The sequence below is a fragment of the Microvirga sp. genome (assembly GCF_014699075.1).
In the GTDB taxonomy this organism is placed as follows: Bacteria; Pseudomonadota; Alphaproteobacteria; order Rhizobiales; family Beijerinckiaceae; genus Microvirga.
Genome location: NZ_JACXAB010000019.1, coordinates 1 through 22,454 on the forward strand (window position 1 = coordinate 1; position 22,454 = coordinate 22,454).

21 protein-coding genes are annotated in these 22,454 nt (G+C 63.4%); 13 read left to right on the plus strand and 8 right to left on the minus strand.

Annotated features, from left to right (window positions below; genetic code table 11):
- Positions 1 to 559: 559 nt before the first annotated feature.
- The gene (locus IC232_RS20200) at positions 560 to 871 is read right to left on the minus strand and encodes a hypothetical protein (RefSeq protein ID WP_190846759.1); all 312 of its coding nucleotides are present in this window, start codon (positions 869 to 871) and stop codon (positions 560 to 562) included.
- A 120-nt stretch (positions 872 to 991) separates the two neighbouring features.
- Between IC232_RS20200 and galE the strand changes: the two genes are divergently transcribed.
- The 5 genes from galE to tyrS all read left to right on the plus strand — a co-directional run bounded on the left by galE (position 992) and on the right by tyrS (position 6,541).
- The gene (gene galE / locus IC232_RS20205; RefSeq protein WP_190846760.1) at positions 992 to 1,984 is read left to right on the plus strand and encodes a UDP-glucose 4-epimerase GalE; all 993 of its coding nucleotides are present in this window, start codon (positions 992 to 994) and stop codon (positions 1,982 to 1,984) included.
- Positions 1,985 to 2,091: 107 nt separating this feature from the next.
- Positions 2,092 to 2,631, plus strand: a complete 540-nt coding sequence (locus tag IC232_RS20210; RefSeq protein ID WP_190846761.1) for a DoxX family protein — start codon at positions 2,092 to 2,094, stop codon at positions 2,629 to 2,631.
- A gap of 134 nt (positions 2,632 to 2,765) precedes the next feature.
- The gene (locus IC232_RS20215) at positions 2,766 to 3,848 is read left to right on the plus strand and encodes a LolA family protein (protein WP_190846762.1); all 1,083 of its coding nucleotides are present in this window, start codon (positions 2,766 to 2,768) and stop codon (positions 3,846 to 3,848) included.
- Between the two features lie 122 nt (positions 3,849 to 3,970).
- The gene (locus IC232_RS20220; protein ID WP_190846763.1) at positions 3,971 to 4,951 is read left to right on the plus strand and encodes a phosphoribosylaminoimidazolesuccinocarboxamide synthase; all 981 of its coding nucleotides are present in this window, start codon (positions 3,971 to 3,973) and stop codon (positions 4,949 to 4,951) included.
- A gap of 336 nt (positions 4,952 to 5,287) precedes the next feature.
- On the plus strand, positions 5,288 to 6,541 hold the full coding sequence (gene tyrS, locus IC232_RS20225; RefSeq protein WP_190846764.1) for a tyrosine--tRNA ligase: 1,254 nt from the start codon (positions 5,288 to 5,290) through the stop codon (positions 6,539 to 6,541).
- Positions 6,542 to 6,628: 87 nt separating this feature from the next.
- Here tyrS and IC232_RS20230 read toward each other — a convergent pair whose 3' ends face one another.
- From IC232_RS20230 to IC232_RS20245, 4 genes are all read right to left on the minus strand, one after another.
- Positions 6,629 to 7,321 carry an EAL domain-containing protein gene (locus IC232_RS20230; RefSeq protein WP_190846765.1) on the minus strand — a complete coding sequence of 231 codons (693 nt, stop codon included), beginning with the start codon at positions 7,319 to 7,321 and terminating at the stop codon, positions 6,629 to 6,631.
- Positions 7,322 to 7,533: 212 nt separating this feature from the next.
- Positions 7,534 to 7,917, minus strand: a complete 384-nt coding sequence (locus IC232_RS20235) for a DUF1622 domain-containing protein (RefSeq protein WP_246812308.1) — start codon at positions 7,915 to 7,917, stop codon at positions 7,534 to 7,536.
- 75 nt (positions 7,918 to 7,992) lie between these two features.
- A complete protein-coding gene (locus IC232_RS20240; protein ID WP_190846766.1) occupies positions 7,993 to 8,196 on the minus strand; it encodes a DUF2892 domain-containing protein in 204 nt (67 codons plus the stop codon).
- Between the two features lie 117 nt (positions 8,197 to 8,313).
- Positions 8,314 to 9,045 (minus strand): L,D-transpeptidase, encoded by a 732-nt coding sequence (locus tag IC232_RS20245; protein WP_190846767.1) that lies wholly within the window; start codon positions 9,043 to 9,045, stop codon positions 8,314 to 8,316.
- Between the two features lie 255 nt (positions 9,046 to 9,300).
- On the opposite strand from IC232_RS20245, the gene IC232_RS20250 reads away from it, so the two are divergent.
- A complete protein-coding gene (locus IC232_RS20250; protein ID WP_190846768.1) occupies positions 9,301 to 9,879 on the plus strand; it encodes a tyrosine phosphatase family protein in 579 nt (192 codons plus the stop codon).
- Between the two features lie 156 nt (positions 9,880 to 10,035).
- On the opposite strand, the gene cueR is transcribed toward IC232_RS20250, so the two are convergent.
- The gene (cueR, locus tag IC232_RS20255) at positions 10,036 to 10,491 is read right to left on the minus strand and encodes a Cu(I)-responsive transcriptional regulator (protein ID WP_190846769.1); all 456 of its coding nucleotides are present in this window, start codon (positions 10,489 to 10,491) and stop codon (positions 10,036 to 10,038) included.
- Complete coding sequence (locus IC232_RS20260) at positions 10,488 to 13,016, minus strand: heavy metal translocating P-type ATPase (RefSeq protein ID WP_190846770.1); 2,529 nt, start codon at positions 13,014 to 13,016, stop codon at positions 10,488 to 10,490. The genes cueR and IC232_RS20260 overlap by 4 nt, the downstream gene beginning before the upstream one ends.
- Before the next feature lie 247 nt (positions 13,017 to 13,263).
- Here IC232_RS20260 and IC232_RS20265 point away from each other — a divergent pair, with 247 nt between their 5' ends.
- The 3 genes from IC232_RS20265 (at position 13,264) to IC232_RS20275 (ending at position 15,693) form a co-directional block, all read left to right on the plus strand.
- Positions 13,264 to 14,088 carry an endonuclease/exonuclease/phosphatase family protein gene (locus IC232_RS20265; protein WP_190846771.1) on the plus strand — a complete coding sequence of 275 codons (825 nt, stop codon included), beginning with the start codon at positions 13,264 to 13,266 and terminating at the stop codon, positions 14,086 to 14,088.
- Between the two features lie 117 nt (positions 14,089 to 14,205).
- Positions 14,206 to 14,820: a glutathione transferase GstA gene (gstA, locus tag IC232_RS20270; RefSeq protein ID WP_190846772.1), complete on the plus strand. Its 615-nt coding sequence runs from the start codon at positions 14,206 to 14,208 to the stop codon at positions 14,818 to 14,820.
- Between the two features lie 75 nt (positions 14,821 to 14,895).
- A complete protein-coding gene (locus IC232_RS20275) occupies positions 14,896 to 15,693 on the plus strand; it encodes a glycosyltransferase family 2 protein (RefSeq protein WP_190846773.1) in 798 nt (265 codons plus the stop codon).
- Positions 15,694 to 15,705: 12 nt separating this feature from the next.
- Here the strand turns inward: IC232_RS20275 and IC232_RS20280 are convergent, their stop codons facing one another.
- A complete protein-coding gene (locus IC232_RS20280; protein WP_190846827.1) occupies positions 15,706 to 16,056 on the minus strand; it encodes a RidA family protein in 351 nt (116 codons plus the stop codon).
- 139 nt (positions 16,057 to 16,195) lie between these two features.
- Here IC232_RS20280 and IC232_RS20285 point away from each other — a divergent pair, with 139 nt between their 5' ends.
- The 4 genes from IC232_RS20285 to IC232_RS20300 all read left to right on the plus strand — a co-directional run bounded on the left by IC232_RS20285 (position 16,196) and on the right by IC232_RS20300 (position 22,380).
- Complete coding sequence (locus IC232_RS20285) at positions 16,196 to 16,615, plus strand: hypothetical protein (RefSeq protein ID WP_190846774.1); 420 nt, start codon at positions 16,196 to 16,198, stop codon at positions 16,613 to 16,615.
- A gap of 799 nt (positions 16,616 to 17,414) precedes the next feature.
- The gene (locus IC232_RS20290) at positions 17,415 to 18,044 is read left to right on the plus strand and encodes a TetR/AcrR family transcriptional regulator (protein ID WP_246812309.1); all 630 of its coding nucleotides are present in this window, start codon (positions 17,415 to 17,417) and stop codon (positions 18,042 to 18,044) included.
- Positions 18,045 to 18,073: 29 nt separating this feature from the next.
- Entirely contained in the window at positions 18,074 to 19,237 is a 1,164-nt protein-coding gene (locus tag IC232_RS20295; protein WP_190846828.1) for an efflux RND transporter periplasmic adaptor subunit, read from the plus strand.
- On the plus strand, positions 19,237 to 22,380 hold the full coding sequence (locus IC232_RS20300) for an efflux RND transporter permease subunit (protein WP_190846776.1): 3,144 nt from the start codon (positions 19,237 to 19,239) through the stop codon (positions 22,378 to 22,380). The genes IC232_RS20295 and IC232_RS20300 overlap by 1 nt, the downstream gene beginning before the upstream one ends.
- Positions 22,381 to 22,454 lie beyond the last annotated feature (74 nt).

The following is a 22,454-nucleotide window of genomic DNA, read 5'->3' on the forward strand; positions in this document are numbered from 1 at the left end:
CTCGCGGCGGCCTAACCCCGGCAGACGCACCACTTATCCAGCCGAAAACGCTGTTCAAACAAACCGAGCCACCTCAGTCAACAGTGATGAATGCCACTATTCGGTGTCCTTTGCTTAGATGGGTCGAGGAACGTGTCGGCGAGCGTCAGTGTTGCCGGAACTTCGTCCAGTGCCTGAGATGGCTGCCATTCGTCTTGTTTTGCCGTTATCGTGGCCGCGTCGTTCGCAGCCGCTTCGGTGTCGGGCTGAGGAAGTACCGCTGCCGGGTAGGCAGACGATCCGTCCCACCTTTTCAAGGCGGGGCTGGTCCGGCCTCGTGTGAAGTCATGAACATAAGGCTTTTTCCTCTGCAGTAACTGCCAGATTGCTCAAGATTAAATAGGCGTTTCCTCAAATTCGGAATGGAGCAATTTTGTATTGTCGATGCAATTTCGATTTAACGCGTCGGTCGCCGCGCCTTAGGCTAATGCTGTTGAAGTACCCGACCTACCTCGAATGGGCTGAGGCGTTGCCAAAAGAGACTCGGAACCTATTGTCAAGCTTGAGCATGAGCTCGGTTTCACTTGATCATATCGAAAAGCTGCCCTGAGCATTGGGCGACGAGGATCAGAAGAAGGATCCCGATGAACCAGAGCCACGAGCCGCGTCGCTGAGGCTGAGCCTGCGGCTGTGGCGACGGCTCAGCATGATGGCTGATGAGCGGCACGGGAGGAGAGGGCAGGCGCTCGATCAGTTCGGCCGATGCAGCTGGGATGCTGCCGGCCATTCCGATGAACCGAAAGCTTACCGGGATGCCACCCACAAAACCGACCTCCGCCGGCTGAATCGAGGCCTCGTGGCGAACCCACCAATATTCCTTGCGATCGTCCATGCTGCATCCGTCCATGTCTGACAGGCTATTCTAACGTTTACCGGCGTCGGATTGACCTGGAAATCCAGCTGCAATAGAGCCACCATGACACAATGTAGATTGGCTCCTCCAGGAGATCTCATGAACGTTCTCGTGACCGGCGGGGCCGGTTATATTGGCGGCCATATGGTGCTGGCCCTGCTCGACGCCGGGCACAGGCCTATCGTGTTCGACAACCTGTCGACCGGCTTCCGCTGGTCCATACCGGAGGGCGTGCCCCTCATCGTGGGCGATATCGGCGATTTCGAGCTGGTTCTGCGCACCCTGCAAACGTACGAGATCGATGCCATCGCGCATTTTGCCGCCAAGCTGGTGGTGCCCGAATCCGTGGCCGATCCGCTCGGCTACTACCTCAATAACACCGTCAAAAGCCGCTCCCTCATGGCCGCCGCCGTGGCGGCCGGCATCAAGAAGTTCGTCTTCTCCTCCACGGCGGCCGTGTACGGCAATGCCTCCGACAAGCCGCTCGGAGAGGATGCGCCCCTGGCGCCCCTCTCTCCCTACGGAAGCTCGAAGCAGCTGACCGAGGTGATGCTGCGCGACGTCGCAGTAGCCCACGACATGCGCTACGTGATCCTGCGCTACTTCAATGTGGCCGGCGCCGATCCCGCCCTGCGCCACGGCCAGTCGACGGCGAATGCCACGCATCTCATCAAGGTGGCGATCCAGACGGCGCTGGGCATGCGCTCCCACATGGAGGTTTTCGGGACCGACTACCCGACCCCAGACGGGACCTGCATCCGCGACTACATCCACGTGACCGATCTGATCGCAGCCCACATGCTCGCCCTGAACCATCTGGATCAGGGTGGCGAGAGCCTTGTGGTGAATTGCGGTTATGGGCATGGCTACTCCGTCTCCGAGGTCATCGAGACGGTCCGCAAGGTCTCCGGAAAGCCTGTGGAGGCGCGCTTTGCGCCCCGTCGGGCCGGCGATCCGGTGACGATCGTGGCGAACTCGGACCGCATTCGCTCCCGGCTGGGATGGCAGCCGCGCCACGACGACCTCGCCAGCATCGTGGATCACTCCCTGCGCTGGGAAAGCATGCTCCGGGAAAGGAACCTCAAGCTCTAGAGACCCGCAAAACCCCTGGCCGCGCTAAGAACAGGTTAAGAACCTTTCCGTCAAATGCTGTCCCAGCACAGGCCGATTCCCGGCCGGCAAAGGCGAAAGGGCAGGCCATGGACAGGGGTACGAGCATCAACGGAGTTCTGCTGCTGAACCGCCTTCTGCTGGCGGGCTGCTTCCTGCCGGGCGCCATCGGGCGGGCCATGAACATCTCCGGCTTTGCCGCGACCCTGACCATGAAGGGCATGCCCTATGGGGATGTGGTGGCGACCGTGGTTGTGGTTGCGGAAGTCTTCGGGCCTCTGGCCCTCGCTCTGGGCCTAGCACCGCGACTGAGCGCCTCCGTCCTGATCGCCGCCTTTGTGGTGACGACCGGAACCTTACACCGCTTCTGGGATTACGGTGGCCTGACGCGGCAGGCCGAGCAGGCTGTGTTCCTGTCCCATCTCGGAGTTCTCGCCGGACTTCTCTTCTACACCCTTACAGGTCCCGGCGCCTGGAGCTGGCAGGCCTTGTGGAGGGGCATCGGCAGCCCATCGAAGCCAGCCGCCAAGGCCAAGAAGCGGCAGCCCTCCCGCCCACGCGCGCCCAAGCCGCGTCCGGCGCCTGTTCGTCAGGCTATCGATGACGATGAGTTGGCGGATGCGGCCTGACGCGCCCTGGACACGAATCGCTTCCAACGCCAAGGTTCCTGCCTTCATTCAGCCTCTTATCCAAGCCATAAATCCTTGATGAGCCGTGCTTTTGCGCACCGGCCGTCGTGCTTTTTCAGGTTAGCAGTGGCGTCATGCTCCATTCGTCCCCGCGTTGCATTCTCGGTCTTGCTCTTGCCCTGGCGTGCGTGTCCCCGGCCGCTGCTCAGCAGCCCTCCGATCCATTGACCCGGTTCCTGGACGGCGTTTTCAAGAAGCCGACCCCTCCGGCGAGCGCTCCTCAGGCTGCTCCTCAAGCCGAACCGGCTGCACCCGCAGCACGGCCGAGCCAGCAGGCTCAGCCCAGCCCGCAGCCGAGGGCGGCCGCTCCCAAGCCGCCGGCCCCTGCACCGCAAAAGGCTGCTCAGCCGAAGCCGCAGCCCACTCCTCAGACGGCCGCGAAACCGCAGCCGAAGCCCCAGGCTCCTGCCGCAATTTCCGAAAAGCCGGTCTCCCAGTCGCCCGCACCCGAGCCCCAGAAGCCGGCGCCTCCACCGCCTGCCCAGACGGCCGAACCCCCCAAGCCCGTTGAGGCACCGCCTCCGGCCAAGGTTGCCGAGCCACCCAAGCCCGCGCGATCGACCCCGGTCCAGGCCGTTCCCGCTGCGACGGCTGTGGCAGCACCCGCTTCGGCCCCAACGCCGACCTCACCGCCCGGACCGAAGTCCCCCGAGGAGGCCCTTGATCGGGTGAACGCCTATTTCAACAGCATCGACCAGTTGTCGGCCTATTTCGTGCAGAAGAACCCGAACGGTCAGCAGGCCGAGGGCAATCTCTCCATGCGCCGCCCCGGCCAGTTCCACTTCGCCTATGCGCCGCCGAGCACCCTCGAGGTGGTCTCCGACGGGAAGAACGTGGCGATCCGCGACAAGAAGCTCGGCACCAACGATGTCTATCCCGTCGCCCAGACGCCCCTGAAGTTCCTCGTGCAGGACAATATCGACCTGTCCCGTGACACCAAGGTGCGTGACGTGCAGGTTGGCCGCGATGGGGTTGTGACTGTTCGTTTCGACGACAGCGCGACGCTGGGCGGCACATCCAAGATTACGCTCCGCTTCGACACCCGGGCCAATGCGCTCAAGGCGTGGACCATCATCGATGCCCAGGGCTACGAGACCACCGTGACCCTGTCTGGCCTCAACGCAACCTATCGCCGGGATGCCCGGGCCGGTCAGTAAACCCGTTCTGGTGGACAGGGCAGGTTTTTGGACCTTGGGGTCTAGCATGGGCGCGATTTCCGGCTAGAACTCCGCCTGCCGCCACCGCAGTGCGGCGCGTGGAAAATCCTTGGCAGGTGAGCATGGTCGATAAAGCAGCCCTTGGAGCCTATGCCGGTTACGTCCTTGAGGACGCCACCATCCCGGAGCTGCCGAACCACTACCGCGGCAAGGTGCGCGACAACTACGACCTGCCGGACGGGCGCCGCATCATCATCGCGTCCGACCGCTTGAGCGCCTTCGACCGCAACCTCGCGGCCATTCCCCTGAAAGGTCAGGTGCTGACCCAGACGGCGAAGTTCTGGTTCGAAGCAACCGCTGATATCTGCCCCAACCACGTGATCGAATATCCGGACCCGAACGTGCTGATCGGGCAAAGGCTCACCATCCTGCCTGTCGAGATCGTCGTGCGCGACTATCTCGCCGGCACCACAGGCACCTCGATCCTCTCGCTCTACAAGAAGGGCGAGCGCGCGATGTACGGCATTCGTCTGCCCGATGGCATGCGCGACAACGAGAAGCTGCCGCAGACCATTATCACGCCGACGAGCAAGGCTTTCCACGGCGGCCACGATGAACCTCTCACGCCCGCTGAGATCGTCGAACAGAACCTGCTGACTCGGGAGCAGTGGCAGACGGTCTCCGACTATGCGCTCGCGCTCTTCGCGAAGGGCCGGGAAATGGCCCGCGAACGCGGCCTCATCCTCGTCGATACCAAATACGAGTTCGGCATCGACGAGAACGGAACCATCATGATCGCCGACGAGATCCACACGCCGGACTCGAGCCGCTACTGGTTCCTGGAGAGCTACCAGCAGCGTTTCGAGGCGGGCGAGCGCCCGGAGAGCTTCGACAAGGATTTCGTCCGGAACTGGGTGGTGGCGCGCTGCGATCCCTACAAGGACGATGTTCCGGAGATCCCGCAGGACGTGGTTCTGGAGACCTCGCGGGTCTACATCGATGCCCTCGAGCGGATCACAGGCCAGAGCTTCGCCCTGCCGGATCCGGATATGCCGGTGCTGGAGCGCGTGCGAGGGAATTTGAAGTCATATTTAGAGTCGTGACTTAGCTTCAAAGTATGGTGTCATCCCCGGCGAGCGGAGCGAGGGAAGGGGATCCACCCACGCACGTGGCGCTATGGATTCCCTTCCCCTCCGCTGCGCTCCGGCCGGGAATGACAACCGTTATTTCTGAAGCCAGTTGACGATTTTGCCTCGTGCTCATAAGAATGCTCCCATGATCACCGGTCGCACCACCTTCACGAACTATTTTACGCCGTCCCCATAGGGCGGCTCCGTTCGGTTGCGACCAAACGTTCGATGCCGCCGCTCTCCGGCGGCATCTTCATTTGGTGATCAGGTCTCCGGGCAGCGGCTCCCGCTAAACCCTGAGAGACAGACATGAGCACCGCGAAATCCGAATTCCTGAAGACGCTCACCGAGCGCGGCTTCATCCACCAATGCACCGATCTGGCCGCTCTCGACGAGCGGCTCTCGGCCGGGCCGGTTGCGGCCTATATCGGCTTCGACGCAACCGCCGACAGCCTCCATGTCGGCAGCCTCGTGCAGATCATGACCCTGCGCTGGCTGCAGAAGTGCGGCCACAAGCCGGTGGTGCTCATCGGCGGCGGCACCTCGCAGATCGGCGATCCGAGCTTTCGCGATGCGAGCCGGCCGCTGCTCGACGGGGAGCAGATCGCCCGGAACGCCGCGGGCCTCAAGCAGGTCTTCTCCCGGTACCTGACCTTCGGCGACGGGCCGACCGATGCGGTGATGGTGGACAATGCCGACTGGCTCGACCCGCTGCGCTACCTGCCGTTTCTGCGCGATTTCGGCACGCATTTCACGATCAACCGGATGCTGAGCTTCGACAGTGTACGCCAGCGGCTGGAGCGCGAGCAGCCGCTCACGCTGCTCGAGTTCAACTACATGGTTCTGCAAGCTTTCGACTTCCTGGAGCTGTCACGCCATCATGCTTGCGTGCTGCAGATGGGGGGCTCGGACCAGTGGGGCAACATCGTCAACGGGATCGAACTCGCCCGCCGCATCGACCAGCGCCAGCTCTTCGGCCTGACGACGCCGCTGCTCACCACATCGGCAGGGGCCAAGATGGGCAAGACGGCGAGCGGCGCCGTTTGGCTCAATTCGGAGAAGCTCAGCCCCTACGCGTTCTGGCAGTTCTGGCGCAACGTCGAGGACGACGATGTCGCCCGCTTCCTGCGTCTCTTCACCGAGCTGCCGCTCGATGAGGTGCAGCGGCTCGGCCAGCTCAAAGGTGCCGAGATCAACGAGGCGAAGCATGTCCTCGCCATGGAAGCGACGAAGCTTGCTCATGGCGAGGATGCGGCGCGAGATGCGGTGGAGACGGCTCGAAGAACCTTCGAGTCAGGGGAGCATGCCGCCGGGCTCCCATACATTGATCTGCCGCGGGCCGAACTCGACTCTGGGGTGACCGTCGCGCAGCTTCTCGTTCAGGCAGGGCTGTCCGCTTCCAAGAGCGAAGCCCGTCGTCTCGTGCTCAACAACGGGGCCAGGCTCAACGGGGCTCTCGTGCAGGATGCGGATTCCCATGTCACCGCAGCCGATCTCACAGGGGGAGCCCTGAAGCTGACGGCCGGCAAGAAGCGGCATGTTCTGGTGCACGTGAGCGATTGATCGGCTTCAACAAAAATGGCGGCCCAAGGATTGGGCCGCCATTCAATCACACGAGCCGAACCGACACAGATCGTGGCCTGCAGATCGTCAGGCGTTGAATGAAACTGTCGGCAGGCTTTCGACAGCCGGACGGGCGAACAGAAAGCCCTGGAACAGATTGATGCCGGCGCTTCTCAAGGTCGCAAGCTCCGCCTCGGTCTCGATGCCTTCGGCGATGATCGTGATGTCGAGGGAGCGGGCGATCACCAGGATGCCGGCGACGATGGCCTGACGGGCCGCGGAATCCGTGATCCCGCGGATCAGTTCCATGTCGATCTTGATGAGGTCGGTTTGGAAGTTTGCGAGAAGGTTCAGGCCCGCGTGGCCGGCGCCGAAATCATCGATGGCCGTGATGAAGCCGAGACGTCTGTATTCCGCGATGATCCTGGCGACGTGCTTCGTATCCGCCATGCGCTCGTTCTCGGTGAACTCGAACATGATGCGCTTCATGTCGAAACCGACGCGGCGTGCGGTTTCGAGGGATGTCCTGATGCAGGCGGCCGGTTCGTAGACGGCGTTGGGCATGAAGTTGATGGAGAGCTTTGTGTCATCCGTTGACGGAAAGAGGCGTCCTGCCAGCTCTATGGCCTTCACCCGGCAGGCCTGATCGAACTTGTACTGTTGCTCCTCATCGACTTGGCTCAGGATCGCGCCTGCGGATTCTCCGCCGGTGCCGCGCACGAGCGCCTCATAGCCCCAAACGGTGCCTCGCGCGACATCGACGATCGGGTGGAAGGCCATTGTGAAATCGAAGGGGAGCGGCTCTGCGCTCCGGCATCCCTGACATCCTGACGTCGTCTCTCTCACAGGCGCTTCCGTGCGGTTATTGATGAATTGCACAAGCTATTATGGGCAATATTCCTTGAAATTGCCCTAACGTCACATCAAAGCGAGCCGCGATGCCCTGCGGCGGATCATCGCCGCCTTGCAGTGATCTGAAAGCCACCCCCGCGTCAGGCAGCTCGGCTTGAGGAGCGCTCATCCTCGGCCTTGTGCCTGTTCCAGGGCCAGCGCCCTTCGATCTCGACCTCAAGGGAGAAACTCAGGAAGGTCCGGATCAGCACGATGCCGCCCAGGATGAGAAGGCTCTGGAGCGTCGGCTCGATGGCCACCGTGCTGATGATGTCGGCCGCCACGAGAAACTCGAGGCCGAGCAGGATGGCCCGCCCCAGGTTGGAGCGGTAGAGGCTGAAGGCCTCCGATCCGGAGCGGCCTCGCAGCACCTGCCATACGACGGCGATGCTGGCGCCGAGAAGCCCGAGGACAATGATGGCGATCCCACCGACCTCGATGGCGCGCGTCATCAGCTTCAGCGCCGAGGGAAACCATTCGTCCATGGGGGCTCCTGTGCCTTGTGTCCTAGAGAGTCATAGGACAGCCCGCGGAAGCCTCCAGGGGGGCGGGCTCAGGTCTCAGGTGAAACCGGCCTTGCTCGGAAGGCCCATGCGCTTGAACATCATCACCACGGGGCACAAGCCCGTGAAGGATACCTGCACGAGATGGGCGCCGAGAATGCCCGTGAGCCAAAGCCAATTGATGTTCATATAGACGGCGAGCAGGACGCTCAGAATGATGAGCCCGCCGACGGTCAGAAGGATCGCGCGTTCCACTGTCATGACCATGCCTCCAGCAGAGACAGGGCGATCCTACACTCTAGGCGGTGCAGGTCACGAAAGAAAAAGGGCTAGCCAGCGGCCAGCCCTCTATCCCTGTCTGGAATGGTACAGGTGCCGTCAGAATGCCGACGACACACGCGTCTCGTCTTCGACCTCGAAGAGGCGCTGGCCCTGCAGCACCACCACGGGCGAACCGACCGGGACGCGGCTGTGGAGGTCGATGATGTCCTGGTTGAACAGACGGATGCAGCCGCTCGACACGGATTGTCCGATGGACCAGGGCTCGGTCGTACCGTGGATGCGATACATAGTATCTCGGCCGTTATCGTAGAGATAAAGGGCGCGCGCACCGAGTGGGTTGTTCAGCCCACCTGGCATGCCGCCGGCCCAGCGGGCGTTGCGCTCCGGCTCGCGCTTGATCATCGCCGCAGTGGGAGTCCAGCCTGGCCACGAGGCCTTGCGGCCAACGCGGGCGCGGCCGCTCCAGGCGAGGCCTTCCTTGCCGACGCCGATGCCGTAGCGGATCGCGCGGCCGCCCTCGCGCACCAGGTAGAGATAGCGGGATTGCGTATCGACCACGATGGTGCCGGGTTCCTCGCGGCCGTAATAGGCAACTTCGCGGCGCAGGAAGCGGGGGTCGACCTCGGAAATATCGGTAACGGGGAGCGGATGAGGCTCGTCAAGGCGGGGTCCGTACATCGCCGCATAAGCGGGATCGATGCGGCGCACGGCTTGCTGCGGCGGAGGCTGGGTGGACACGCAGGCCGCCAAGGCTATGGGAAGGAGAAGGGCAAGGGAGCGGACAGCTCTGTGCAACAGGGATCGGCTCGGGGCCAGTGCAGCAAACATCAGTTGGGCAACCTGCAGTTTCTGGTTATTAGCATCATCCGCCGGCCCTGACGGGTGGCGGTACTCCTCAAGAGACATAGTCCCGGTGGTGACGAGAAGGTGGATGCACCGTGGCGGAAATGTGGCAGACAGCGCCTGTGGTTTGCAAGACACAGTCTTTTGAACGGGTTGATCCAATTCCAGAGGCATGAGTTAACCTCCCGACAAGGTCCGGTAAGGTCTCCGTTCCTATTCAGCTTTCGAGCGAGTGCTTTGATGCAATCTCCTTCCATCCATATGCTCACGATCTGCGGCATCTCGGAATTGCCCGACCAGCGCGAGCGGTCCGTGACGCATGTGCTATCGATTCTCGACCCGGACCATCCGGACCCCGAGGCTTTCGGATCTTACGATCCCCATCACAGAACGATCCTGCGCTTCCATGACATCATCAATCCCATTGAAGGCATGGTCCTGCCTGCACCTGAGCATGTGGAGGCGGTGCTGCGTTTCGGCGACGAGGTGGCGGCGGGACATGCCGGGAAGATCGAGGGGCATCTGCTCGTGCACTGCCATATGGGTGTGTCCCGCTCGACGGCTGCCATGCTGACCCTGTTGGCTCAGACGCATCCGGAGGAGAGTGAGGAAAAGCTCTTCGAAAGACTGACCGAGATTCGTCCTCAGGCATGGCCGAATTCGCTCATGATCGCGTTCGCCGACGAGCTTTTGTCCCGCAACGGGCGGCTCGTGGATGCTCTGCGCCGGCACTACGGACGCCAGATTCGTCGAATGCCCCGCTATGAGCAGCTCATGCGCGATCTCGGCCGCGGCCGCGAGGTCGAGATGGCGGCTTAAGTGTCCGATCACCCTTCAACCTCATCCTGAGGAGCCGCGCAGCGGCGTCTCGAAGGAGCTTCCAGCGGGTGCTGGAGGCGCCCTGATCCTTCGAGACGGTCACTGGGCGTGACGTCCTCAGGATGACGGCTTTAGGGAGTGGTTCGCTTAATCAGTCTACCGCGCAGGCGCCTTGCCCAGCACGCCGAACTTCGCATCCGGCTTGACGTGACCTTGTCCAGCCTCGTCGTTCGCCAGCTCCTCCAGGATCGGGCAATGCGGACGCGTGTCGCCATGACAGTTCCTGGCGAGATGCGTCAGTGTCGAAGCCATCTCCTGCAATTCGCGGATCTTGCGCTCGAGCAGGGTCACATGTTCGAGTGCAATGGCCTTCACGTCCTTGCTCGCCCGTTCGCGATCCTGCCAGAGCGACACCAGATCGGCGATCTGCTCGACGGAGAAACCGAGATCGCGTGCCCGGCGTATGAAGCGCAGGGTATGCACGTCATGATCCGAATAGACCCGGTAGCCAGCCTCCGTGCGCACGGTCTTCGGGATCAGCCCGATGGATTCGTAGTAGCGGATCATCTTGGCGGAGACGCCGGAGGCCTGAGCGGCTTGTCCGATATTCATGCGACACTTTCAGCAGTTCGAGCGGCAGAGGCGGTGCCCTGCACGGAGGGAACGGGAGCCTTGAAGCCGCGCAGCCTCAGGGCATTGCCGAGAACGAAGACGCTGGAGAGCGCCATGGCGCCCGCCGCGAAGATCGGCGAGAGCAGGATGCCGTAGATCGGGTACAGCACGCCCGCGGCGACAGGGATCAGCAGCACGTTGTAGGCGAAGGCCCAGAACAGGTTCTGGCCGATGTTGCGGATGGTGGCTTTCGACAGGGCGATGGCGTTGACCACGCCGCGCACGTCGCCGGACATGAGCACCACGTCGGCGCTCTCGATGGCGATGTCCGTGCCGGTGCCGATGGCAATGCCGATATCGGCCTCCGCCAGCGCCGGCGCATCGTTGATGCCGTCGCCGACAAAGGCGATTTTGCCATGCGTTGCGCGCAGGCGCTTCACCACCTCGACCTTGCCGTCGGGCAGGACCTCCGCCACGACCTCGTCGATGCCGATCTGCCGGGCGATCGCTTCGGCGGTCCTGCGGTTGTCGCCGGTGATCATCGCGACCTTCAGGCCGAGGGCATGGAGAGCCGCGATGGCTTCAGGGGTCGAGGCCTTGATTGGATCGGCAACTGCAATGACAGCCGCAAGCCGGCCATCGACAGCCGCATAGAGCGGGCTCTTGCCCTGGGTTCCGAGGCGGGCGGCCGTGTCGCTGAACTCCGCAACCGAGAGTCCGAGCTTCGTCATGAAGCGGTCCGCGCCCACATCGACCTTCCGGCCCTCGACCGTGGCCGAGACGCCGAAGCCCGGCACAGCCTCGAAGCGGTGGGTCGAAGGCAGAGCGAGTCCACGCTTCTCGGCGGCCGCGACGATGGCTTGGGCGATCGGGTGCTCCGAGCGGGCTTCCACGGCGGCAACCAGCCTCAGCGCATCCGCCTCGGAGACGCTGGGAGCGGTCACGAAATCGGTCAGGTCCGGGCGCCCTTGCGTCAGGGTGCCGGTCTTGTCGAGGGCGACGACGCCGACCTCCTTCAGGCTCTGCAGGGCCTCGCCCTGGCGGAAAAGCACGCCGAGCTCTGCCGCCCGGCCCGTGCCGACCATGATCGAGGTCGGCGTGGCCAGACCCATGGCGCAGGGGCAGGCGATGATCAGCACGGCCACCGCATTGACCAGCGCACATGTCAGCGCCGGTTCAGGGCCGAGGACGAGCCAGACCAGGAAGGTGAGGGCGGCAGCCGCCATCACGGCCGGCACGAACCAAGCCGTCACCCGGTCGACCAGCGCCTGGATCGGCAGCTTGGATCCTTGCGCCTGCTCGACCATGCGGATGATCTGGGCCAGCACCGTGTCGGCACCGATGCGGGTGGCCCGGAAGGTGAAGCTGCCGGTCTTGTTGATGGTGCCGCCCACGACCTCGGTGCCTTGGGCTTTCTGCACCGGCACCGGCTCGCCGGTGATCATGGATTCGTCCACGAAGGAGGAGCCTTCCAGGACCTCGCCGTCGACCGGGATCTTCTCGCCTGGGCGCACCTGGACGACATCGCCGGCGAGCACCTGATCGAGCGGGGTCTCCAGAGTTTGGCCGTCGCGCATCACACGGGCAGTCTTGGCCTGCAGGCCCATGAGGTGCTTGATCGCCTCCGAGGTGCGCCCCTTCGCCTTGGCTTCCAGATAGCGCCCGAGCAGGATCAGGGTCACGATCACGGCCGCGGCCTCGTAATAGACATTGGCCATGGCGGCGGGCAGGAGCCCCGGCAGGAAGGTGGCCACCACCGAATAGGCGTAAGCCGCGCTGGTGCCGAGCACCACGAGGGAGTTCATGTCGGGTGCCCAGCGCAGGAGCGCGGGAATGCCCTTGCGGAAGAAGCGCAGGCCCGGCCCGAACAGCACCAGGGTGGTGAGCGCGAATTGCAGATACCAGCTCGTGCGGTGCCCAAGGGTGCCCATCACCCAGTAATGGATCGCCGGGATGAAATGCGAGCCCATTTCGAGCACGAAGACGGGCAGGGTCAGGATGGCTGCAAGCGCAAGGGAGCGCTGGAGACCGGAGATCTCTGCCTCCCGGGCCGCGTGCTCACGGTCGTTGTGATCGTCGCCCTGCCGCAACGCCTCGGCCTCGTAGCCGGTCTGCGCGACGGCGTCGATCAGGCGGCCCACCATGTCCGCTCCGCCCAGATAACGGATGGAGGCGCGTTCGGTGGCGAGGTTGACGTTGGCCTCCAGGACACCGGGGACTCGGCTCAGCGCCTTCTCGACCCGGCCGACACAGGAGGCGCAGGTCATGCCGCCGATCTTCAGCTCGACCGATCTGTCGGAGGGCTCGTAGCCCACCGTGCGGATCGCCTCGGCAACGGCGGCGGGATTTGCGCCGCCCGATCCAAATTCCACATGGGCCCGTTCCGTCGCCAGATTGACATTGGCGGCTTTCACGCCCTCGACCGAACGGATCGCCTTCTCGACCCGGTTCACGCAGGACGCGCAGGTCATGCCCTGGATGGGAATGTCGATTGCATCGATAGGGGCAAGCTTGCCGGCGGCCATGGGGAATCTCCTGATCCTGATATAGGGAGCAGGTTTAATCCTTCCAATCATGGGAAGGTCAAGCGCCTTCGAAAACCTCGCCTTCAAGACCTGCCGAGCCCTGGAACCGGGCTTTAAGCAGAGTCATTGATCCGACACGTTTGCCACATACGCCGCGCCCTTGGGCCTCTTGGCAATTGGACCTTTTGGCTTGTGCCGAGCGGGGCGGTGCCTTTACCTGTAACGATAATTGAGCCGGTACGAACCTTTGAAGCACACCGAAAACCCGGGGCAAACCCTTCGGATCCTCACCTACAACGTCCACCGCTGGCTCGGCACGGACAGGCAGATTTCCCCGACCCGGATTGCGGAGGTCATCGCATCCTGCCAGCCGGACATCGTTGCCCTGCAGGAGGTGCGCGTCGGGCGGGCGCGGGCAGGGGAGGTGGATCAGGCCGCAACCGTGGCCTCGGCTCTCGGCATGGACCTGCATTTCCAGCCCACAATCCGCATCCTGGGCGAGCAGTACGGCATTGCAGTCCTGACGCGCCACTCCTCGCGGGTGGTGAAGTCGGGACGGCTCCCCACCCAGTCGACGCGACCCTCCTTCGAGAAGCGCAGCGCCCTCTGGGTGGCCGTGGAGATCGACGGGCAGACGATCCAAGTGGTCAACGCCCATCTCTCCCTCCGCTCGGGGGAAAGGCGAACCCAGGCGGCAGCTCTCGTCGGACGGGATTGGATCGGCCATCCCGATTGCGGCGAGCCGGCGGTGCTGCTGGGGGATTTCAATGCGCCGCCCCTTTCACGATCCTACCGGCTGATCGCCGACAGGCTGCAGGACGCCCAGCTCTCAAACTCCTTCGGCGAGCCGCAGCCGACCTTTCACACCCGCGCACCGGTGCTGCGCCTCGATCACGTCTTCGTCACCAAATCGATCGAGGTGATCGATGCCGGGCCTGTGAGAACCCCCTTGGCCCGCGTCGCATCGGACCACTTCCCCCTGCTGGCGCAGCTTCGTGTCCGAAAGCATATCAAGGCTGCGGAGCGAACCCACGCAGGAGAGCTTCTGGGTGAGCCTGCAACTGGCCTGTGAAATACTGTATCCATTAGTCTAAGGTGCCTTGAAAGCGCCATCGTATGACGTAGGAATTAGTCATCGTGTTACGTTATAATTTTTAATTCCCGCTGGGGCTCGGGAAGAAGGGTCACGATGAAGCTGTACTACACGCCTGGAGCCTGTTCTCTCGCGCCAAGGATTATCGCCTGCGAAGCCGGTCTGCAGATCGAGTATGACAAGGTCGACCTGAAAACCCAAACGACGGCTTCCGGCCGGGACTACATCAGGATCAATCCGAAGGGCTATGTTCCGGCGCTCGCCCTTCACAGCGGCGACATTCTGGCCGAGGTGCCGGTGATCCTCGAGTATCTGGCCGATCAGGTGCCTGCCGCCCGCCTCCTGCCGAAACTGGGATCCCTGGAGCGCTACCGCGTCAAGGAGTGGCTCGACTTCACGGGCGCGGAGCTTCACAAGGGCTTCGATCCGCTCTGGACCGCCCCGATGCCGCCGAAGGCCCGGCAACTGGCCGTGAGCCACCTCCAGCGTCGCTTTGCCTATCTCGATCAGTGCCTGCGGGAGCGGTCCTACTTGGCCGGCGAGCATTTCACCGTCGCCGACGCCTATTGTTTCACCGTGCTCAGCTGGAGCCGCTTTCACCGCATCGACCTCTCGGCCCATCCGGCCGTGACCGCCTATATGACCCGGGTCTCCGCCCGCCCGATGGTGAAGCACGCCCTCGAGGCTGAGGGATTGATAGCACAGGCCTGAACAATCGCCCAGCCGCCTATTGCTGAGCGATTCAAGGCTCTTGCCATCAACCGGTAGGGCGGCTAGGCACCCGCCATGCTTCCTGTCTCCGTCTTCATCATTGCCAAGAATGAGGCCGACCGGATCGGCGCGACCATCCGCGCCATTCGCGGGCTGACGGATGATTTGGTTGTTGTCGACTCAGGCTCGACCGATGGAACTCAGGCGGTGGCCGAGGAACTCGGCGCCCGCGTCATTTACAATCCATGGCCAGGCTACGGCCTTCAGAAGCGCTTCGCCGAGGATCAGTGCCGGCACGAATGGCTCCTGAACCTCGATGCGGACGAGGTAGTGTCGCCGGAGCTTCTGGCCGAAATACGCGCCTTGTTCGCCCAGGGGGAGCCTCCCTGCCAGGCCTACGGAATCTGGATTGCGGAAACCTTCCCGGGGGAGGCGGCTCCGCACCCTTTGGCCTACCGCGTCGCGCCGGTCCGGCTCTACCGTCGGGATGCCGGCCGGTATTCCTCGTCGCTCGTTCATGACCGGGTCGAACTGAAGCCGGACACGAAGACCGGCAAGCTGAAGGGCCTCGTGCACCACCGGTCCGTGCGATCCCTCGGGGATCAGCTCGCCAAGCTCAACAGCTATACGGATCAGCAGGCCGTCGACTTCGAGGTGAGAGGCATCTCGATCCCCACATGGCGGGTCTATTTCGAGTTCCCCGCCGCCTTCCTGAAAGCCTATTTCGGGAGGCTGCATGTTCTGCGCGGCACCTACGGCTTCCTGATCGCCATGAACTACGCCACCTGGCGCCATCTGCGGCTGGCCAAGCACTACGAGCGCAAGCGCATGAATGCGCTGGCCAAGGCCAATTCCAGGGCTGAGCGGGCGTAACGTTATGCGGCCTCAAAGGGCGGCAATGACCTGGATTTCAAGCTTGTAGTCGGAATCCGCCAGCTTGGACTCGACACAGACCCGGGCCGGAGCCTGCCCCGGAACAACCCAGGCATCCCACACGGCATTCATCTCTTCATAGGATGCCATGTCGGCGAGCCAGATCGTCGCCTGCAGGAGCTTCGACCTGTCGCTGCCGATCTCGGCCAGCGACTGCTCGATCTGCCCGAGAATGTCACGGGTCTGCTCCGCAACGGATCCATCAAGCGTGGTCTCAGGGACATAGCCCGAGAAATAGGCCGTGTTCCCGATGATCACGAGATCGCTGTATCGCGCAGCGACGCCGATGCGCCGAATGTCCATCATGGCCTCATCCCGCTCATGTGTTGCCTCTCCCGCGCCGGATTAGCACAGCCCATCGGCTTCTGGGAGCACAGGCCCACAAGACAAGCTCGGCAATTGCTGCTAGGAGGGCTGACCCTGCTCCTACTCCGAGGAACCGATGCTCGCCCGGACTCTGCCCTTGATTCTCGCTGCGGTCCTGGCCGCATCCGTCTCAGGCTGTGCCCGAGGAACGGCTCCCGGATCGCTCTCGTACTACGTGGCGACACCGGCGTACAAGGTCGAGACGCGATGCGGCGGCGGCTACCAGGTCTTCCAGAGACCCGGAGAGCCAACAATCCTGGTGGCTGCATACGCCATTTCCGAGGCGGTGCAGACCATGTGCGAGCAGCGCCGCGGGATCGTGCCCGTATCAGTAACCGGTGTCAGGCATGAGGAAGCCGCGGTCGAGTACATCGCCACGAGACCTGACCTGAAGGGCTGCACGGTCGTGAGCGGAATCGAGCACACCCGCTTGCACTCGGAGTTCGTTCTGTCCTGTCCGGGTGTGGCGACGGGCGTCGTGAGCGTGAAAGGCTGAACTCACCCTTTCACCCCGTCGACTTGGGGCATGGCTTCCAGCTTTGCTCGACAAGAGGGGCAGAGGATCGGGGAAGGGAATGGCGGAGACGGAGTCCGCCACATGGTTCGGTTCGTCTTCAGCAACACCGCTCCGATCCTAAACGCGACATTGGTGGGGTTCGGATTAGAGTCCTTGGTCTAGGATCACGTGCAGGCACTCCTCAAGAGTGGACGCCTCATTCGGGTGCTGGCGGATCGGTATCCGCCCGTTTTCAGGCTATCACCTCTACTATCCAGGCGGTCGGCAACCCACGCCAGCCTTCGCCCTTCTCGTTGATGCGTTGCGTTATCGCGATTGAGCGCAAGTGTTGACATCGGCCTGGACGTAGATCTGCCGGTCTTCGCGGTAGCGCCATGCCAGAAATGCCGAAGGGCCGCTTTTGCCTCTGAACTGAAGCACAGCGGACGTCCGCCTACCTAAGGAACACCGGCCTTCCTGTAGGGCAGGTGAGTTTCAGAGACGCGACCCAGAGAAGTCCTTCCCAGTCTAACTTGCTCGGTGGAGGAAAGCGAAATCGGGCACCTTGATGCCGTCGCTACCTTCGTTTTGATAGAAGCAAATCCAGCACAGGCCGACCGAGGGTTTCATTTTTAGTGACCAACAAACTCTCAACCGACCATGACTGTGAAATTTAATCCGGGGCAGATCAGGCCACTCGACAGCCGCCGGATTTTACTAGGTGTGGGTTGACCCTGCGCCGACTGATGAATACATGAGAATGAACGTTCATTCTCGTAACTTCGAAACATTGTGCCTCATGGCAGATCAGCAAGTTCTCCTCGACCCGAAGGCGGATCCATCTGCCGAGCGTCAGACGCGCATCCTCAATGCCGCCGAGCGCTGCTTCGTCCGCTCCGGTTTTCACCGCACCACCATGCAGGACGTGGCTGCCGAGGCTGGAATGAGCCCTGGTAATCTTTACCGCTACTTCGGCTCGAAGGATGCCGTCGTTCTGGCTCTCGCCGAGAGGGACCGTGCCCGGATCGGTGAGGACTTCGCTGCGTTGTCCTGGCCGGGTGACCTCCTGCCTACCTTGCGCTCTATTGCCCACAAGCATTTTGCCGAGGAGCCGCGGGAGCGGGCGGTGCTCTGCCTGGAGATCTGGGCTGAGGCGACCCGCAACCGATCGTTCGCCACCATGTCGGAGGCGTTCGACAGGGATATCTGCGAGCGCATGTGCGCCTTGTTCCGGCAGGCGCAGGCCAATGGGGCTATCGCTCCGGAGGTTGACCTGGAGGTGCTCGCGTCCTTGATCGTGACCATTGCCAACGGCCTGTTCGTGCGTCGGGCCGTGGATGCCACGCTGGATGCCGAGCGCGGGGTCGCAAGCCTGATGGCTGTCATCGAGGCGGCCTTTGCCGGGAAGATCAACCTAACACGCACCTGACATCGGGTGCCGGAGATAAGGGTGTCATGATGCGCAGGTTGCACAGTGTGGCGGCTGCCATGGTCTTTCTCCCGCTGGCAGCGTTGGCCGCGCAGCCGCAGGGCGCTCCTGCGCCCGCTGTGTCCGTGACGCGCATCGCGGAACGGGAGATCACGGAGCGGGCGGTGGTCACCGGAACGCTTGTTCCGCGCGAGGAGGTTCTGGTCGCCCCGGAACTGGAGGGTTTGCGCATCACGGACATTCTGGTCGAGGAGGGGGATGCGGTCACGAAGGGGCAGGTTCTGGCCCGTCTGGCGACCGATCTCCTCGAAACGGAACTGGCCCGCAACACGGCCTCCTCTGCCCGAGCCGAGGCGGGGGTCGCGCAAGCCCGCAGCCAGATCGTGCAGGCCGAGGCCGCACAGGTCGAGGCAGCCCAGGCCCTGGAGCGTACGCGATCGCTCATCAAAGGCGGCAACACGACAGAAGCCCAGCTTGAACAGCGGGTCTCCGCGGCCCGGGCCGCGGAAGGGCGCCTTGCCGCCGCCCGCGACGGCCTGCGCATCGCCGAAGCTGAAAGGCAGTCCGAGGAGGCGCAGAAACGGGAGATTCAGGTTCGCCTCGCCCGTGCCGCGATCAAGGCTCCCCAAGCGGGGATCATCTCTCGCAAGAACGCCAAGGTCGGCGCCACCGCGACCGCCGCAGGCGACCCGCTCTTTCGCATCATCGCGAACGGCGAGATCGAACTCGAAGGGGAGGTGACGGAGACACAACTCGTTCGCCTGCGCGAGGGCGCTCCCGCTCAGGTGAGCATCGACCGAGGCCGGACGATCGAGGGGCGTGTGCGCAACATCTCTCCGGAGGTTGATCGCACCACCCGCCTCGGCAGGGTACGGATCGCCCTGCCTCGGGATCCCGCCTTGCGCATCGGAGCCTTTGCCCGGGGCACCGTCGAGCTGGCTCGGACCACGGGGGTGGCGGTTCCGCTCAGTGCCGTGCTCTACAGCGCCAAGGGCGCAGCAGTCCAGATCGTAGTCAATGAACGCATCGAGACACGCCAGGTCCGCACCGGGCTCTCAGCAGACGGCTTCGTCCAGGTCGAGGGTGTCAGCACGGGCGACCTGATCGTGACCCGGGCCGGCAGCTTCCTGCGCGACGGCGATGTGGTCCGGCCGGTCTTGGCCGAGTCGGCGCAGGCCGAAGGAGCCCGGTGATGCAGCTCAACGTCTCCGCCTGGGCGATCCGAAAGCCGATCCCGTCCCTCGTCCTGTTCATCGTCCTGATGATCCTGGGCGTCTTCAGCTTCCAGGGGCTGCCGATCACGCGGTTCCCGAACATCGACGTTCCGCTCGTCACGGTCTCGGTAACGCAAGCCGGCGCTGCGCCGTCCGAGCTCCAGAACCAGGTCACCAAGCGGGTTGAGGACTCGGTTGCCGGCGTGAACGGCGTCAAGCACATCACCTCGACGATCTCGGAAGGCATCTCCACCACGACCATCGAGTTCCGGCTCGAAATCAACTCGGATCGGGCCGTCAATGACGTGAAGGATGCGGTTGCCAAGATCCGCTCCGACCTGCCACGCACCATCGACGAGCCTGTCATTCAGCGCTTGGACATCGCCGGTCTCCCGATCGTCACCTACGCCGCCTCCGGCCCCGCCATGACGCCGGAAGAACTGTCCTGGTTCGTCGATGATGTTGTGGCGCGTCAGCTTCAGAGCGTCCAGGGTGTCGGGCGCGTTGAACGAGTGGGCGGGGTCGAGCGCGAGATCCGGATCGAGCTGAAGCTTGATCGATTGCTGGCGCTCGGCATCACGGCTGCGGATGTCAACCGGCAGCTGCGCCTGACCAGCGTCGATCTTGCCGGCGGACGCGGCGAGGTTGGCGGGCAGGAGCAGTCGATCCGGACCCTAGGTGCCGCGCAAACACTTGGAGACCTCGCGTCGACCAGCATCACTCTCCCAGGCAATCGAAAGGTTCGCCTCGATGAACTGGCAACCGTCACCGACACCGCCGCAGAGCCGCGCACCTTCGCGCGGTTCAACGGTCAACCGGTTGTCGCCTTTGCGGTCACACGCGCAACCGGCGCCAGCGACGCCACAGTAGGCCAGGCAGTCGCCGCCAAAGTCGCCGAGTTGGGTCAGGCTCATCCCGACGTGCGCTTCGACCTGATCGACGACACCGTTGCTTATACGGTGGGCAACTACGAATCCGCCATGCACACGCTCATCGAGGGCGCCATCCTGGCCGTCATCGTAGTGTTCATCTTCCTGCGCGACTGGCGCGCTACCCTGATCGCGTCCATAGCCCTGCCGCTCTCGGTGCTGCCCACCTTCTGGATCATGAGCACCATGGGCTTTTCGCTCAACCTGGTGAGCCTTCTGGCGCTGACCCTGGTGACGGGCATCCTGGTCGACGATGCCATCGTCGAGATCGAGAACATCGTGCGCCACATGCACATGGGCAAGTCGCCCTACCGTGCCGCGCTTGAAGGGGCGGACGAGATCGGCTTGGCGGTGATTGCGATCACGTTCACCATCGTCGCCGTGTTCGCCCCAGTCAGCTTCATGGGCGGCATCGCCGGGCAGTACTTCAAGCAGTTCGGGCTCACCGTCGCGGCCGCGGTCCTGATCTCGCTTCTGGTGGCCCGGCTGATCACCCCGATGATGGCGGCCTATTTCATGCGGCCGCACAAACATGTCGAGCAGAAGGACGGGTTCGTCATGCGGGCATACACCCGCCTGGTCGGCTGGTCCGTCCGGCACAAGTTCATCACTTTCATCCTTGGGCTCGGCATTTTCGGAGCATCGCTCTGGTCGACCAATCTCCTGCCGTCGGCGTTCCTGCCGGAGGAGGATATCTCCCGCTCCCTCTTCGTGGCCGAGCTGCCGCCCGGATCGAAACTGAGCGATACGCAGCAGGTGAGCGACCGGCTCGCGGAGCGCCTGCGCGCCATGCCCGAGGTCAGGTCGGTGTTCGTGAACGGCGGCCTCCAGCTTCCCGGCAAGAAAGAGGTGCGGCTGGCGACCTTCACGGTCAACCTCGTGCCGAAGGAGGATCGGTCCCTGCGGCAACGCCAGTTCGAGGGCCGTATTGTCGAGGAGTTCCGCGACGTGCCGGACATCCGCTTCTTCGTCCTCGGAGAGGGCGGACAACGCGGACTTCAGCTCATTGTCAGCGGACCCGACCAAGGCGTGGTGGTTGAGACCGCGGCCAAGCTCCAGCGCGAGATGGCGAGCATTCCGACTGTCGAAAATCCCATGTCGACGGCGCCACTCGACCGGCCCGAGATCCGCATCAGCCCGAAGCCGGACCTAGCGGCGGAGCTCGGGGTGTCGACGGACGTGCTGTCCGAGACGGTGCGGGTTGCAACCATCGGTGACGTCGGGGCCAATCTCGCCAAGTTCAATGCCGGCGACCGGCAGATCCCGATCCGCGTCCAGTTGCCCGAGGCGGTACGCGGCGACCGAGCGCTGATCGATATCCTCAAGGTCCCGGCCAAGGACGGCGCTGCCGTTCCGCTCTCGGCTGTCGCCGACATCTCGTTCGGTCAGGGACCGACCTCCATCGACCGCTATGACCGCTCCTTGCGCGTGGCGCTTGAAGCCGACATGCGGGGCACGGATGCGCTCGGCGAGGTGCTGGAGGCCATCTACAACCTGCCGACGGTCAAAAATCTTCCGCCGGGCGTCACGATCAAGCAGACGGGTGACGCCGAGGTCATGACGGAGGTCTTCACCTCGTTCGGCAAGGCCATGGGAGCCGGCATCATGATGGTGCTGGGCGTGCTGATCCTTCTGTTCGCCAACTTCCTGCAACCCTTCACGATCCTGCTCTCGCTGCCCTTGTCGATCGGCGGCGCGATCATGGCCCTGGTGATCACGCAGAAAGCGATCAGCCTGCCGGTGGTGATCGGCTTCCTGATGCTGATGGGCATTGTGACCAAGAACGCCATCATGTTGGTCGACTTCGCCATCGAGGAGGTGGCGAAAGGTGTGGACCGCAAAACAGCCATCATTGATGCCGGACGCAAAAGGGCGCGGCCGATTGTGATGACGACCATTGCCATGGCTGCCGGCATGCTGCCGAGCGCTCTGGCGCTGGGTGCGGGCGGTGAATTCCGCGCACCGATGGCCATCGCGGTGATCGGGGGACTGATCGTCTCGACCTTGCTGTCACTGGTGTTCGTGCCGGCCTTCTTCATCCTCATGGATGACCTGTCGCGCCTGTTCAGTCGCATGTTCAGCCGCTTCGTCGGGCCAAGGGATGAACCTGAGACGGAAACGCTCGACAGAGCAATCCTGGCTGTTCCATCAGACACTCGTGCGGATGCGCGTTCAAGGATCGCTGCCGAATGATGTCCTGCGCTGCGCTGCGCTGGGACGGTGATGTCAAGAAATGGGGCGTTGGAGGCATCCGTCCTGCTGCCCAT

What these genes read in the sequence shown, in the direction of transcription:
- IC232_RS20210 (WP_190846761.1), top strand. Translation starts at nt 2,092, where the DNA reads ATGGACAGGGGTACGAGCATCAACGGAGTTCTGCTGCTGAACCGCCTT.
- IC232_RS20250 (WP_190846768.1), top strand. Translation starts at nt 9,301, where the DNA reads ATGCAATCTCCTTCCATCCATATGCTCACGATCTGCGGCATCTCGGAA.
- IC232_RS20200 (WP_190846759.1), bottom strand. Translation starts at nt 871, where the DNA reads ATGGACGATCGCAAGGAATATTGGTGGGTTCGCCACGAGGCCTCGATT.
- gstA (WP_190846772.1), top strand. Translation starts at nt 14,206, where the DNA reads ATGAAGCTGTACTACACGCCTGGAGCCTGTTCTCTCGCGCCAAGGATT.
- IC232_RS20295 (WP_190846828.1), top strand. Translation starts at nt 18,074, where the DNA reads ATGCGCAGGTTGCACAGTGTGGCGGCTGCCATGGTCTTTCTCCCGCTG.
- IC232_RS20300 (WP_190846776.1), top strand. Translation starts at nt 19,237, where the DNA reads ATGCAGCTCAACGTCTCCGCCTGGGCGATCCGAAAGCCGATCCCGTCC.
- IC232_RS20275 (WP_190846773.1), top strand. Translation starts at nt 14,896, where the DNA reads ATGCTTCCTGTCTCCGTCTTCATCATTGCCAAGAATGAGGCCGACCGG.
- cueR (WP_190846769.1), bottom strand. Translation starts at nt 10,491, where the DNA reads ATGAATATCGGACAAGCCGCTCAGGCCTCCGGCGTCTCCGCCAAGATG.
- tyrS (WP_190846764.1), top strand. Translation starts at nt 5,288, where the DNA reads ATGAGCACCGCGAAATCCGAATTCCTGAAGACGCTCACCGAGCGCGGC.
- IC232_RS20230 (WP_190846765.1), bottom strand. Translation starts at nt 7,321, where the DNA reads ATGGCCTTCCACCCGATCGTCGATGTCGCGCGAGGCACCGTTTGGGGC.
- galE (WP_190846760.1), top strand. Translation starts at nt 992, where the DNA reads ATGAACGTTCTCGTGACCGGCGGGGCCGGTTATATTGGCGGCCATATG.
- IC232_RS20245 (WP_190846767.1), bottom strand. Translation starts at nt 9,045, where the DNA reads ATGTTTGCTGCACTGGCCCCGAGCCGATCCCTGTTGCACAGAGCTGTC.
- IC232_RS20290 (WP_246812309.1), top strand. Translation starts at nt 17,415, where the DNA reads ATGGCAGATCAGCAAGTTCTCCTCGACCCGAAGGCGGATCCATCTGCC.
- IC232_RS20235 (WP_246812308.1), bottom strand. Translation starts at nt 7,917, where the DNA reads ATGGACGAATGGTTTCCCTCGGCGCTGAAGCTGATGACGCGCGCCATC.
- IC232_RS20220 (WP_190846763.1), top strand. Translation starts at nt 3,971, where the DNA reads ATGGTCGATAAAGCAGCCCTTGGAGCCTATGCCGGTTACGTCCTTGAG.
- IC232_RS20280 (WP_190846827.1), bottom strand. Translation starts at nt 16,056, where the DNA reads ATGGACATTCGGCGCATCGGCGTCGCTGCGCGATACAGCGATCTCGTG.
- IC232_RS20285 (WP_190846774.1), top strand. Translation starts at nt 16,196, where the DNA reads ATGCTCGCCCGGACTCTGCCCTTGATTCTCGCTGCGGTCCTGGCCGCA.
- IC232_RS20260 (WP_190846770.1), bottom strand. Translation starts at nt 13,016, where the DNA reads ATGGCCGCCGGCAAGCTTGCCCCTATCGATGCAATCGACATTCCCATC.
- IC232_RS20215 (WP_190846762.1), top strand. Translation starts at nt 2,766, where the DNA reads ATGCTCCATTCGTCCCCGCGTTGCATTCTCGGTCTTGCTCTTGCCCTG.
- IC232_RS20240 (WP_190846766.1), bottom strand. Translation starts at nt 8,196, where the DNA reads ATGACAGTGGAACGCGCGATCCTTCTGACCGTCGGCGGGCTCATCATT.